This is a genomic window from Adhaeribacter aquaticus DSM 16391 (assembly GCF_000473365.1).
Lineage (GTDB): Bacteria > Bacteroidota > Bacteroidia > Cytophagales > Hymenobacteraceae > Adhaeribacter > Adhaeribacter aquaticus.
The window spans coordinates 956,734-970,246 of record NZ_KI421517.1 but is presented as its reverse complement, the minus strand read 5'-3'; the positions used below and the strand labels follow the sequence as shown (position 1 = coordinate 970,246).

Annotated in this window: 10 protein-coding genes and 1 pseudogene; 9 read left to right on the top strand and 2 right to left on the bottom strand. The window is 39.0% G+C overall.

What is annotated here, in order from left to right; all coding sequences use genetic code 11:
- Positions 1-38 precede the first annotated feature (38 nt).
- On the bottom strand, positions 39-2,177 hold the full coding sequence (locus ADHAQ_RS24710) for a nitrite/sulfite reductase (protein WP_051359749.1): 2,139 nt from the start codon (positions 2,175-2,177) through the stop codon (positions 39-41).
- Between the two features lie 374 nt (positions 2,178-2,551).
- On the opposite strand from ADHAQ_RS24710, the gene kynU reads away from it, so the two are divergent.
- The 5 genes from kynU (at position 2,552) to ADHAQ_RS0106180 (ending at position 9,212) form a co-directional block, all read left to right on the top strand.
- Positions 2,552-3,835: a kynureninase gene (kynU, locus tag ADHAQ_RS0106200; RefSeq protein ID WP_026462202.1), complete on the top strand. Its 1,284-nt coding sequence runs from the start codon at positions 2,552-2,554 to the stop codon at positions 3,833-3,835.
- Positions 3,836-3,893: 58 nt separating this feature from the next.
- Positions 3,894-5,138 (top strand): hypothetical protein, encoded by a 1,245-nt coding sequence (locus tag ADHAQ_RS0106195; RefSeq protein WP_026462201.1) that lies wholly within the window; start codon positions 3,894-3,896, stop codon positions 5,136-5,138.
- A 47-nt stretch (positions 5,139-5,185) separates the two neighbouring features.
- Positions 5,186-6,469 (top strand): hypothetical protein, encoded by a 1,284-nt coding sequence (locus ADHAQ_RS0106190; protein WP_026462200.1) that lies wholly within the window; start codon positions 5,186-5,188, stop codon positions 6,467-6,469.
- Positions 6,470-6,733: 264 nt separating this feature from the next.
- Complete coding sequence (locus ADHAQ_RS0106185; RefSeq protein ID WP_157433355.1) at positions 6,734-7,909, top strand: hypothetical protein; 1,176 nt, start codon at positions 6,734-6,736, stop codon at positions 7,907-7,909.
- Positions 7,910-7,955: 46 nt separating this feature from the next.
- On the top strand, positions 7,956-9,212 hold the full coding sequence (locus ADHAQ_RS0106180; protein WP_026462198.1) for a hypothetical protein: 1,257 nt from the start codon (positions 7,956-7,958) through the stop codon (positions 9,210-9,212).
- 111 nt (positions 9,213-9,323) lie between these two features.
- Here ADHAQ_RS0106180 and ADHAQ_RS0106175 read toward each other — a convergent pair whose 3' ends face one another.
- Positions 9,324-9,821 (bottom strand): methylated-DNA--[protein]-cysteine S-methyltransferase, encoded by a 498-nt coding sequence (locus ADHAQ_RS0106175; RefSeq protein ID WP_026462197.1) that lies wholly within the window; start codon positions 9,819-9,821, stop codon positions 9,324-9,326.
- Positions 9,822-9,908: 87 nt separating this feature from the next.
- Between ADHAQ_RS0106175 and ADHAQ_RS27110 the strand changes: the two genes are divergently transcribed.
- The 4 genes and pseudogenes from ADHAQ_RS27110 (at position 9,909) to ADHAQ_RS0106160 (ending at position 13,430) form a co-directional block, all read left to right on the top strand.
- The gene (locus ADHAQ_RS27110; RefSeq protein ID WP_026462196.1) at positions 9,909-10,148 is read left to right on the top strand and encodes a hypothetical protein; all 240 of its coding nucleotides are present in this window, start codon (positions 9,909-9,911) and stop codon (positions 10,146-10,148) included.
- A 92-nt stretch (positions 10,149-10,240) separates the two neighbouring features.
- Positions 10,241-10,402 (top strand): annotated as a pseudogene (locus ADHAQ_RS28825) (alpha-ketoglutarate-dependent dioxygenase AlkB); the annotation flags it as partial.
- 304 nt (positions 10,403-10,706) lie between these two features.
- Positions 10,707-11,921 carry a family 1 glycosylhydrolase gene (locus ADHAQ_RS0106165; RefSeq protein ID WP_211240574.1) on the top strand — a complete coding sequence of 405 codons (1,215 nt, stop codon included), beginning with the start codon at positions 10,707-10,709 and terminating at the stop codon, positions 11,919-11,921.
- Positions 11,922-12,059: 138 nt separating this feature from the next.
- Complete coding sequence (locus tag ADHAQ_RS0106160) at positions 12,060-13,430, top strand: FAD-dependent oxidoreductase (protein WP_026462194.1); 1,371 nt, start codon at positions 12,060-12,062, stop codon at positions 13,428-13,430.
- The last annotated feature ends 83 nt before the right edge of the window (positions 13,431-13,513 follow it).

The following is a 13,513-nucleotide window of genomic DNA, read 5'->3' as shown; positions in this document are numbered from 1 at the left end:
GAAAAAGTTAGGTAAGCTTTAGCTTACCTAACTTTAAATTAAATATTTACTTTCAATAAATTATCCAATACTTCCGGACGTTTAACTTCTTCGTTACGGTGTACTTTCGCAGCTTCCAGGAAGTTAAGGGCCTCATTTAAATATTTAGCCGCAAATTCAGCATTTGGTTCGTTCTGGTTAATTTGCATTACTACTGATTTGAAATCAGGTTCAAATGTAAAAGTACCATCTTGTACAAAATGCGTTTCGAAATCATTAATAATACCAACTTGCGTATTTGCACCTACACTTTTAGCCAGTAATAAAGCTTTAGCGGTGCTTACAAATACACTGTAGCTATGGTAAATAGAATCGGCATATTGGCCTTGTTGTAAGGCTTCGTTAGCCCATTCTGCTTTTTCTTCTGATTCGAACAATAAAGTAGCAACCAAATCAATCATTACGCCGGCACACTCACCAACTCCAATAGCTGTAACGAATTCTTCTACGTGGCCCCAGTCTACATAATCGCCTGGCTCCAGTTTAGTTAAATCTGCTAATGGTTTTAGTAAGGTATAAAAATAGTTTTTACCCTGACGGTCGTAGTATTCGTTGAATAACTCACCTTCCTGGTGGTTAGCTTCAAAATCGTTGAACAACGTACGCAAAATATGCGGTCCTTTTTTTGTAGGAACTTTAACTACGCGATCGGCTGTACGGCCTACTCCGTTACCAACCGTACCACCACCCAGCATTACCTGTAGGGCCGGAATTACGTTAGCACCATGTTTGATAGAGCTGCCGTGGAACCCAATCTGGGCTAAACCATGCTGGCCGCAGGAGTTCATACAGCCACTGATTTTTATTTTGATATCGTTGTTATAAATCAAGTCCGGAAATTCGTCCAGCATCATGCGCTCTAACACCGCGGCCAGGTCCATACTGTTGGTAATACCTAAGTTACAGGTATCAGTACCCGGACAGGTAGTAATATCAGTGGTGCTATCAAAACCTGGTAAAGCAAAACCTAGGCTGTTTAGTACATGGAACACATAAGGTAATGCTTCCGGACGTACGTATTTAAATAATAAGCCCTGATTTGGTGTAATCCGGATGTCATCCGCAGCAAATTCTGAAACCAGTTTAGCAATAACTCTGGCTTTCTCGGTGCTGATATCGCCTTTTAATACGCGTACCCAAACCCCATAGTAACCTTTTTGCTTTTGTTCGAAAACATTGGTTTTATACCAATCATCGTACATTGCCTGGTTGTTAACAGTAACCGCTGGCACTTCTCTTTCGGGAGCCGGGCCTGCTTCTGGTACACTGTTTCTATCGATTACAAACGATTTAGCTTTATTAGCGGTACGTTCCTGAGTTACCAGTTCCATAAAAGCATCAAAGCCAATTTTTTGAATCAGGTACTTCATACGCGCCTTGTTCCGGCTAACACGCTCACCATGGCGGTCGAATACCCGGATAACAGCTTCGGTAAACGGAATAATCTGATCTTCTGGTAAGAATTCGTAAGCCGGGTGCGCCAACATAGGTTGTGCCCCTAAACCACCGGCTACCATTACTTTAAATCCACGAACTTCCTGGCCATTCTCAATCTGAACCTTCGGAATAAATCCTAAGTCATGGATATAGGAGAAGGCAGTATCATCGTCGCTGGAAGAAAAAGCAATTTTAAATTTCCGTCCCATGTCCTGGCAAATAGGATTGCGCAGGAAGTAACGGAAAGTTTCATAAGCGTAAGGCGATACATCAAACGGTTCTTTTGGATCGATACCAGCATTAGGCGAAGCCGTTACGTTCCGTACGGTATTACCGCAAGCTTCCCGTAACGTAATGTCGTCTTCTGCTAATTTATTCCAAAGCTCCGGCGTGCGGTCTAAGCTTACAAAGTGTATCTGAATATCCTGACGGGTAGTTAAGTGCAGGTTTTTAGAAGCATACTCGTCCGAAACATCACTGATGCGGTACAACTGCTTAACCGTAACTTTACCAAAAGGTAATTTGATCCGGATCATTTGTACGCCTGGCTGGCGCTGACCATAGATACCACGTGTCAGACGCAAACTACGGAATTTCTCATCCGGAATCTGGCCTTCCCGAAACATCCGTATTTTCTTGTCCAGCTCAATAATTTCCTTCTGTACTATCGGATTCTCTAATTCGGAACGAAAACTAAGCATTATTTTATCGTTTAAAATTTACGTTTCAGTTAAAAATAAAAAAGGTCTTGCCCAACAATGGAGGAAAGACCTAAAGAATATAAAATATTATACAGCCTTCCCTCACGAAAGTTTACCACAACACATACAACATGTTTGTGTGTATGTAAAAATAGCCGGAGAAAAGTATACTAATTCCATAGGGAAAATAAAACTGCTGTAAAGTTACTATTGGTTTACGACTTTTACGCTATTTGGACTAAAATTATTTTAAAGTTCGGGTAAATTAATTAGCGATTATTCAATGTGTTGGAAAGAACGTAGATTTAAAACCTTATTTTATAAGTATAAAGTATACGTAAATTTGCCCGCAGAAAAAGCTCCTGCATTAAATTATGAAGTACGAGAATAACATTGCTTTTGCCCAAGAATTAGATAAACAGGATCGCCTTAAGCATTTCCGTGAGCAGTTTTATATACCACCAGTAAATGGGAAAGATTCTATTTATTTATGCGGCAATTCGCTGGGGCTACAACCTAAAACCGCCCGGGCTGCCGTAGAACAAGAGTTTCTGGATTGGCAAAACCTGGGAGTAGAAGGTCATTTTCATGGTACCAATCCCTGGCTGCATTACCACGAGTACCTGGAAGAAAAAGAAGCCCGGGTAGTTGGTGCCAGGCCCTTCGAAGTAGTGGTAATGAATAACCTGACCACGAACCTGCACCTGATGCTGGTATCGTTTTACCAGCCCACTCCGCAGCGCTACAAAATAATTACCGAAGCCGGAGCTTTTCCATCTGACCAATATGCCCTGGAAACGCAGGTGAAATACCATGGCTTTAACCCGGATGATGCCATTATAGAACTCTCTCCCCGACCAGGTGAATATACTTTACATACCGAAGATATTTTAGCTACGATAGAAGCGCATGGTTCAGAGGTTGCGTTAATCATGATGGGTGGTATCAATTATTATACAGGACAAGTGTTTGATATGGCCGCTATCACGAAAGCAGGCCATGCCATTGGTGCATATGTAGGTTTTGATTTGGCGCATGCTGCCGGTAATATAGTATTAAACCTGCACGATTGGGAAGTAGATTTTGCTGTCTGGTGTACTTATAAATACCTGAATTCTGGTCCGGGCGGGGTGTCGGGTACCTTTGTGCATGAAAACCATGGAAACAACTTCTCTTTGCCTCGGTTTGGCGGTTGGTGGGGCCATAACAAAGAAGAGCGTTTCCAGATGCGCAAAGGCTTTAAACCCATGGCCGGTGCTGCTGGCTGGCAGTTAAGCAATGCTTCTATTTTTACCATGGCCATTCACAAAGCTTCCCTTGATATATTTGATGCCGCTACCATGCCGGCTCTCCGCCAGAAAAGTGAGCAGCTGACCGGTTTCCTGGAGTATCTAATTAACGATATTGGTGTGGGAGAGGATATATTACAAATTATTACCCCATCCAATCCGGCCCAACGGGGTTGCCAATTATCCTTGCTGATTAATAAAAATGGGCGGGAGGTATTTCAGAAATTGACGGATGCGGGCATAATTGTAGATTGGCGCGAGCCTAATGTAATACGGGTAGCGCCTACTCCGCTGTATAATACTTTTGCAGATGTGTTTTACTTTATTCAGGTATTAAAAGGCAGCCTCTTACAACCCAAAATAAAATAATAACATAATTATATATAGTATAAATATGTTATTACCTTGGCAGTTGAATCTATAATTTATGAAACACTGCTATACCCTCGTTATTTTTCTTTTTATCCCATTTTTTATAAAAGCTCAATCCAACTATAAAAAAGGATTGGTTGTTAATACGCAGGGAGATACGCTTAGGGGTTTTGTTGATTACCGGGAATGGGATCAGAACCCAAGATCTTTTTCTTTTAAATCTTCTGAAGCAGGTAGTATCCTGGAATTTACACCAAAGACCAGTACCTATTTTGCGATAGATGGGATGGCAGCATACGAACGTTATCAGGGCCGTATAAGCATGAACAAAGTGGATGCCCGTAGGCTCTCCACTGATATTGATACCAGTACAGCAACCGTTACCGCATTTCTAAAAATATTGCAGAACGGTAAGAACGTTGCCCTCTACTCTTACCGGGATGAAGTAAAGGTTCGGTTTTTCTTAAAGCAGCAAAATGCTGCAAAGCCAGAAGAATTAATATTCAGAAGGTACTTAACTAACAATGGTAAAACAGAAGTAACTAATACTAAAATTTATGCTGCTCAGCTTTGGAATGTGGCCAATGCCCATAACCAGGGTACACCTGAGTTAAAGCGTCAGGTTGAGTTTGCTCAATACACAGAATCTGATTTACTAAAGATTGTTAGCCGGATTAATAATATAAGTAAGCAGGAGTTGGCCAACAGTAAGGTTACAAGCTCCAAAACACGATTTTTTGCCGGAGTTGGCATCAACAAGTCTTCTTTTAAATCAGCAAATAGTATTATGTCCTCGATAAATAATCCGGCGGAAGTATCTTATATGCCAAAGGTATCGATAGGAGCAGATGCTTTCTTAAATCCGGATGTACAAAGGGTGATTTTGAGAGGCCAATTATCTTACTCTATGGCTAGTTTCAGGTTCGCCTCAGAAAATGCTGAATATACCTTGAACCAAAATAGTATTTCGGCGCTCCCGCAAGTTCTGTTTAATGTATACAATAAAGAAAACTTTAAATTCAATGTAGGCGGAGGGGTTGTATTCAATTATTCTTCTTACCCCAAAAATCAATTTAAAAGAGAAATTAAAAACTCCGAAGGAAAAGTAGTTTCTACTACGGAAAGAAATGACCTTTACTATTATAAAACTTTATGGTATGGCTTTATGGTAAGAACAGGTATTATGGTTAATAATAAAGTAGATTTATCAGTTCTATACTTTCCGGCATCTACCTTAGCAATTTTTAAAGTTAATACTGTTCATTTTGAGGTGAACTATCTATTTAATAAAAAGCAATAAGATATAGCCAATTCCTTTTTATTTTTTCGTCCTTTATATAATTATTTGTGAGATTTTTCTTAGCCGTTCTTTTTTGGAGCATTTTTCTACCCACAATTTCCTTCTCCCAATCCAATTATAAAAAAGGGCTGGTAGTAAATATTCAGGGAGATACTTTAAGAGGATTTATTGATTATCAGGAATGGCGCAGTGATCCTGTATCAGTTTATTATAAAAAGAATTTGAACGATACTAATCCTATTGAATTTACTAACGAAACGGCTAACTATTTTGAAATAACGGGTTTGGATGCCTATCAAAGATACGTTGGGCGGGTTACCATGGACCCAATAAACATGACTCACCTGTCTGTAGATATTGATACAACCACGAGCAAAGCAAATAGATTTATCAGAATTGTCCAAAAGGGGGAAAGGGTAAATTTACTTTCTTACACGGATAATATTAAAACCCGGTTTTTTATTCAGGAAAATGCCGATGTTAAACCAACAGAATTATTATTCAGGCAATATTACCAAACATATGATGATGTTAATATCCGAAAGATCCAGAGTTCAAGAATATATAAAGGACAACTTTGGCTTTTAGCTAATAACCTGAAGGTTGTTTCGCCTGCACTTAAAAACCAAATTGAATCAGCTGAATACGCTAAAAAAGATTTTGTAAATATCCTAAATAAACTCAATGGGCTAGGAAAGCAGGAGGTAATTACCGGCAAGGGTAACACGCCTAATAAAGCTCGGTTTTTCTTGGGGTTTGGGGGTAATAGAAGTAATTTAACGGTAACAGGAATTAAAAATCAGGGTAACTTAAAGCTTGCCGGAAAGTCAGAGTATTCTCCTAAAATATCTACTGGCATTGATTTGTTTTTTAACAGAAATACCCAACGATTATTTTTTAGAGGAGAAGTTTCCTTTTTAAGCTCCAAAACAGAAATTACATCTGTATATAATTCGTATTTAACTAATCTAAAAGTTCAGCAAAACACTTTATCACTTTCTCCAGAGTTAATATATAATATTTTTAATAAAGATATTTTTAAATTTAACATAGGAGTTGGCGGGTTTGCAAATATTTCTGAATACTCCAATATCGACTACAGGAAATCTTACTTAACTTCAGAAAAGGAAGAAATAGGTACCCTGCGGAAAAATTATCAGTATTTTCCTAAGAAAACAGCCGGTGTGTTATTAAGGTCCGGGTTGATTATTAATAAAAAAATTGACTTATCGGCCTTGTATTACTCACCTGTTTTATTAACCTCAGACGGTGATTATGAATTTAGATCGCAAATGATTCATCTTGAGCTAAACTATTTTTTTAAGAGATAAAGTTTGCACAAATTACCTGTCCTGCCTGATTAAAAGCTTCCATTTACTTATTTAATTAAAGCTAAATAGGTAGTGGCAAAAATTTCTAATTTACTTTTTCTCCTAATGAAATTGTGCCTTCTGCGAAAGTGAGAGTAACTTTGGTTTATTCTTTAAGATATATTCTGACTACCGCCGAATTAAATGAAGTGCCTAAGTTTTTTTGCCTGTTTATTTCTTTCTCCATTTTTTATTAGTGCTCAATCCAATTATAAAAAGGGGTTAGTGGTAAATACCCAAGGAGATACCCTTCGCGGATTTATTGACTACCGGGAGTGGGATAAAAATCCCAGAAAGATTTCTTATAAGGAAAGCCTAGAATCAAATAAAGTACAAGAATTCAATCCGCTTACTATCCAATATTTTGCCTTGGACGGATTAGGGGCCTATCAAAAGTATGATGGCCGGATTAGTATGGGCAATGTAGAAACAAAAGACCTGGCTATTACTTCGGATACCAGTACCGCTAAAGTCTCTGTTTTCCTGAAGCTTTTACAACGAGGTAAATCCGTGTCGCTTTACTCTTACCGGGATGAATTAAAGAATCGGTTCTTTTTGCAGAAGGCTAATGAATTGGCGCCTCAGGAGCTGCAGTTTCGGCGGTACCGCTCCCAAACCGATAACGGAAACAACGCCATTATAAACTTAAAAATATATGCACCGCAGCTTTGGAATGCGGCTACTGAATTTGGCGTATCTACGCCCGAATTAAAGCGCCGGATAGAACTGGCTGCCTATAGCGAGGCAGATCTTTTACAAGTAGTTAGCCTAATAAATCATGTAAGTAAAGAAGAACTAAAAATATCCAGGAGTGCAGGGAGCCCGAAGATGAGGTATTTTGCCGGAGCTGGCTTAAGCCGGACGCAACTGCAGGCAGAACCGGTATGGGCGCTAACTTTAGATAAACCTTCCTATACCTCTCTTTTACCAAAAGTCTCTTTTGGGGCCGATACTTATCTTAATCCGGATGTACAGCAATTCTTTTTACGGTTCCAATTCTCGTATGCGCTGGCTTCTTTCAATGTTAGTTCTGAGGATGGGGTAGTAAAGTTTAATATAAAGCAAAGCACGTTTAATATTGCGCCGCAGCTGCTTTATAACTTCTATAATTCGGAAAAATTCAAGTTTAACATAGGCGGAGGTGGTTTCTATACTATTGCCTCCTATGATAAAAGCACCACTGCCAGCATAAAGGCAAACCAGAACACTAGTTCCAATAGTATATCCGAACTTAATTTTTTACCGCCCCTTTATTATGGCTATTTATTAAGAACAGGCATTATTATTAACAACAAAGTAGACTTTTCTGTACTATATCTAAAGCCAAGCTTAAATACTTTTTTTAAGTACAGTCCGGTTCAGGCAGAGGTGAATTATCTGTTTAATAGAAAGAAGAAATAGGTCTGATTATACTAAAAAGTTTACAAGTCTTTCCAGGTGTTTATTTATGAAATATATTATAACTGTTTTAATTGGCTGCTTTTTTTATCCGGCAATTTTATTTTCGCAAGCTAATTATAAGAAAGGATTAGTTGTAAATGCTCAGGGAGATACCTTAATTGGGTATATCAACTACCGTGAATGGGATCAGAACCCTAAAACGTTCACCTTTAAAAAGTCTTTAGAGGAGAAAGATGAAAAAGTGTTCTTTCCGGAAAATACAAAATATTTTTCAATAGAAAACGTAGAAGCTTATCAGCAATATGCCGGAAGAATAACAAACGATAAAACCGAATTAAATGATTTGTCAAATGGTATAGATACCTCTACTGTCGTCGGGACCTTTTTCTTAAAGGTGTTACAGAAAGGAAAGAATCTGGCGCTATTTTCTTATACAGATAATTGGAAGACCCGATTTTTTATTCAGAAAAAAAATGATACAACCCCACAGGAGCTATTTTACAGAAGGTTCCGGATAGATAAAGCAATAAAAACATCAAGAATTTATGTAGGGCAGCTTGGGATAGCAGCTGTACCTTTTTATGACAATTCTCCGGAATTAAAACGTAAGATAGCATCATCAGAATATGTAGCCAATGATATGATAGATATAGTTAGTCGCATCAATGGTTTGAGTGTAGAAGAAATAAAGCAGGCAATTAAGATTAGATTAAGTCACAGATCCTTTATTGGCGCTGGTTTGAACAGGGCTGTTATGGATGTGGAAGGCAATATTACTTTTGCGTATAATCAACAGAGTAAACTATCATATTTCCCTAAGGTAGTTTTGGGAAGAGATGTTTTTTTTAATCCTAATGTACAACGTTTCTTCCTTAGAGGAGAAGCTTCTTTTACAGGCGGAAAATATCAATTTGAAACAGAGTATAGAGGTTACCGACTAACTCAACTAAATGTCTCAGTTGCTCCTCAATTAATATGGAATATTTATAATAAAAATAACTTCAAACTTTATATAGGCGGTGGGGGAATGGTGAATTATTCTATATACTCCAATAATGAATCTTACCTGCTTATTCTTCAAACCAATGGAGAAAAAAAAATGTACCAAGATTCGCCCTATAAGTTTGTGCCGGTTTGGTTTTCGGGAGTATTGCGATCCGGAGTATCTATCAACAACAAAGTAGAAATAGCTTTATTGCAAACAATTAAAACACCCATTACGAACTATACTAGTTTTAGCTGGCAAACTAAAGCAACCCAATTGCAGGTAAGTTATTTTCTTAATAACAACTCAAATAAATGATTATTTAATAGATACACCTAAAATTGAGTTAAGGCTTCTATATAGAAAGCTAAATGAATTACAGGGCTATACATTGACTTAAATGAAATAAAAGCTGACAATAATTTTCTGTTACCCAAATAAATTCAACTGATGCGTACCCATCACTTTACGTTCATGCTCCAGTAGCCATTTTTTCCGCCATAAGCTACCGGCATAACCTACTAATTGCCCATTAGAACCAATAACGCGGTGGCAAGGCCGAATTAACAGCAGTTGGTTTTTACCATTGGCGCTACCTACGGCTCTTATAGCAGCTACATTGCCTAACTGAGATGATAAACTGTAATAGGAGAGGGTTTGCCCAAAAGGAATATGAGATAACTGTTGCCAAACAGTTTCCTGAAAAGCAGTTCCGCCGGAATGGAGAGGTAAATCGAATGTTTTTCTATTGCCCGAGAAATATTCTGTTAGTTGCTGTAACCCATCTTGCAGGCAGACCGGTAAATCAGGAGAATTAACCTGCGGAGCTTCTTCTGTAAAAAGTACAGATATTAAGGCAGCTGCTGTAGCAGAAATAATGATGGTGCCAATTGGGGAAGAAAAATAAGCTTGGTGTAAGGGATCCATGGCCAGGTGTATAGGCCTAAAGTTAGCAAAACAATTTTATTGGAGATTTGAGTGGGCCAGAAAGTTCCGAGAAGCTAAATATGTAGTATGCAGAGGAGCATTATTGCTCCCGGTTTTTCACCGCCGTACAAAGTCATAATTTCTCTGGAAGCGTTGCTAACTACCACCGCCTGGCAGCAAGATAAAATCAAGATATTTGGTCAGGAAGAGCTTTTCCCGCGCCTAACCGCCTGGTACGGTGATTCCGGAAAAGCATATCAAGACTTTAACTTCATTAATGATCTTTACCTTGGAAACCTATCTTGTAAAATATCAAAAAAGTATTAGAAATATCTGTTGGTATAAGTTTTAATACTGTTGCTTCAAATTATTACCGCAGCGGGCAAGATAGTATGGGCTGGTTTTGATTTGTTTTCCGGCATAAAACAAATCAAAACCAGCCCAGGATGTCTTTACTATTATCCTCCGGAAGCTTAGTGGTAATGCAGCGAACTACGCAGCATTTCTGGCAGCACCAGATTTCTAAAACAACTAAATCTATTGCCCCTCGTCTAAATCTTGCCTTTCGGATAGTCAGGTAAATATTATAACTGTTAGGAGCGGGTCATAACAGCCCCAGAAGAGGTAAATACTTATAATTTTTATAATATAAGCTACGATATAGATTTCTATGCAACCAGTTTAAAGAATATTAACGTATGAAGGTTTTTGATTAACCAAAGGCTACCAGGAAAATACTTTTTGAGTGGCTGAAAACCTAAATGTAATACTTGAACCAATAATTACCGCTATACCTAATACTATTAAACGAGCTAAATAAATAGTACATGTAACGTGCGCTTTGAAGTATATATAACGGAAGCGTGTTTAAAGGCTTAACTGCATATGAGAACAGTAAATCAATTTATGTTTTCGACGGGCATTGAAAACAGCTACCCCAACATTAAGCTGCCAAATGGCAAATTTAAGCGGGTAGATGAAATGGAAAAATGCGGTCATTATAAACTGTGGAAAGAAGATTTTACACTGGTAAAAGAAATGGGTATTGAGTTTTTGCGGTACGGACCACCCTTATACTCAACCTTTGAAGGACCAGGGAAATATAATTGGGATTTTACCGATACCACCTTCCATGCTATGAAGGAAATGGGAATAACACCCATCGTAGACCTATGCCATTTTGGTTTGCCTGATTGGTTAGGTAATTTCCAGAACCCAGATTTCCCGACATACTTTGCCGAATATGCCTTGGCTTTTGCGCGTCGGTTTCCTTATTTACAATTGTATACCCCAATAAATGAAATATTTATTACGGCTATGTTCTCGGCCCAATATGGCTGGTGGAACGAATGCCTGGCCAGTGATCGGGCGTATGTAACTGCCTTGAAAAACTTGTGCAAAGCCAATGTGCTGGCCATGGCGGCAATTCTAAGTGTGCAGCCCGATGCTATCTTCATCCAAAGTGAATCTTCAGAATATTTTCATGCCGAAGATCCAAGTTGCACGAAACTGGCGCACTTCCTGAACCAGAAAAGGTTTTTATCCTTAGACTTTACTTACGGATATCCAATTTCAGCTGAAATGCTTTTGTATCTGCAGGACCATGGTATGACCCGAAGAGAATACGAGTGGTTCCGGGAAAACCAGGTAAAAGCACATTGTATTATGGGTAACGATTATTATTATACCAATGAACACATGGTGCACCCCAATGGTACCACCAGTGCTTCTGGTGATATTTTTGGTTACTACGTAATTACTCATCAATACTACCGCCGTTACCGGTTACCGGTTATGCATACCGAAACAAATATGAATGAACCAAATTCGGTTATGTGGATGCGGAAGCAATGGGCTAACGCTAAACGCTTAAAACGCGATGGTATTCCGTTAGTAGGTTTTACGTGGTACAGCCTGACAGACCAGGTGGACTGGGATTCAGCTTTACGGAATGATGCCGGCAATATCAACCCTCTAGGTCTGTACGATATGAACCGAAAGATTCGTCCGGCTGGGGAAGAATACAAAAAAATTATAAAACAATGGAAAAATGTACTGCAGGAAGAAAGCTACGGCCTGCACTTTAACCATTACTTATAGGAGCCTGATCCTTATATCAAAATGCAAATACCCGGTTCTTCTGAAGAGCCGGGTATTTTTATCTGTTATAATATTAGAAGAAAGCAATGTTTATTCTTCTAACTTTACTCCTTTAAGTAGCCATTGCTGCCTACAAAAATGATAAATAAAGAGAATGTTACCGTTATGGGAGGCGGCTTGGTGGGCTGCCTGCTTAGCTTATATCTGGCCAAAAAAGGTTATCATGTAGATGTATATGAGCGTAAACCGGATCTGCGGAAAGCATATAAAGAATATGGCCGTTCTATAAATTTAGCTTTAAGCGACCGTGGTTGGAAAGCCTTGAACGGTATTGGTATTGGCGACGATATTCGGAAAGTAGCCATTCCGATGTATGGCCGGATGATGCACGACATACAGGGAAACTTATCCTTTTTACCTTATGGCAAAGGCGGCCAGGCTATTTACTCGGTATCCAGGGGCGGTTTAAATATTGCTTTACTGGATTTGGTGGAAGCAGAGCCAAACGTTAACCTACACTTTAGCCAGCAATGCCAGCGGGTTGATTTACAAACGAACAAAGTTTATTTAAAAAACTCAGGTACCGGAGAAGAATCGATTATAAAGCCAGACCGCTTGTTTGGCGTAGATGGTGCTTATTCGATGGTACGTTATTCTATGCAAAAAACCGAGCGGTTCGATTATTCTCAAAGTTACCTGAATTATGGCTATAAAGAATTAACCATTGCTGCCGGGCCTTTCGGGAAATGGGTTTTGGAAAAAGAAGCTTTGCATATCTGGCCCCGGGGAAATTACATGATGATCGCCTTACCAAACCTGAACGGTACTTTTACCTGTACCTTGTTTTTCCCTTATGATGGCGAAGAATCTTTTAGTGCTTTAAAAACAGAAGCTGATGTTTTAGCTTTTTTTAATAAGCAATTTCCGGATGCGGTGCCACTAATGCCAGATTTAGCTAAAGAATATTTTGCTAACCCAGTGGGAGATTTGGTAACCATAAAATGTTCTCCCTGGGCATTTAGCGATAAAGTTTTGCTCCTTGGTGATGCGTCTCATGGCATTGTTCCATTTTACGGACAGGGCATGAATGCAGGATTTGAAGATTGTACCATTTTTAATGAATTACTGGAGCAGCACACCGGCGACTGGCATACTATTTTTGATACTTTCCAGAAGTTGCGGAAGCCCAATACCGATGCCATGGCCGATCTGGCCATCTATAATTTTATAGAAATGCGCGATAAAGTGGCCGATCCACGATTTTTACTGCAAAAAAAAATAGAAAGTAAAATCAACGCGCTGTACCCGGAGCATTGGATTCCGCTCTATACCATGGTTACCTTTAGCGATATTCCGTATGCCGAAGCTAAAGCTGCCGGTGAGCGACAGGAGAAAATCATGGCCCAACTAATGCCGCATATTCAAACCGAAGCTGATTTTGATAAACCGGAAGTGCAGCTCATGATCAAAAAATATGTTCTCGAAGACAGTAGCGACCGGAGTAGTTAATTACTTATTCTGGCAGAAGCTAAATATTATTTCATTTTTTAAAGTTATCCAAAGGGAGCGGCTAGGGTTCCCATACCGTAAAG

Bases quoted from the DNA above. Each gene is read 5' to 3' on its own strand.
- ADHAQ_RS0106180 (WP_026462198.1), top strand. From the start codon at position 7,956: ATGAAATATATTATAACTGTTTTAATTGGCTGCTTTTTTTATCCGGCA.
- ADHAQ_RS27110 (WP_026462196.1), top strand. From the start codon at position 9,909: ATGCAGAGGAGCATTATTGCTCCCGGTTTTTCACCGCCGTACAAAGTC.
- ADHAQ_RS0106160 (WP_026462194.1), top strand. From the start codon at position 12,060: ATGATAAATAAAGAGAATGTTACCGTTATGGGAGGCGGCTTGGTGGGC.
- kynU (WP_026462202.1), top strand. From the start codon at position 2,552: ATGAAGTACGAGAATAACATTGCTTTTGCCCAAGAATTAGATAAACAG.
- ADHAQ_RS0106195 (WP_026462201.1), top strand. From the start codon at position 3,894: ATGAAACACTGCTATACCCTCGTTATTTTTCTTTTTATCCCATTTTTT.
- ADHAQ_RS0106175 (WP_026462197.1), bottom strand. From the start codon at position 9,821: ATGGATCCCTTACACCAAGCTTATTTTTCTTCCCCAATTGGCACCATC.
- ADHAQ_RS24710 (WP_051359749.1), bottom strand. From the start codon at position 2,177: ATGCTTAGTTTTCGTTCCGAATTAGAGAATCCGATAGTACAGAAGGAA.
- ADHAQ_RS0106165 (WP_211240574.1), top strand. From the start codon at position 10,707: ATGAGAACAGTAAATCAATTTATGTTTTCGACGGGCATTGAAAACAGC.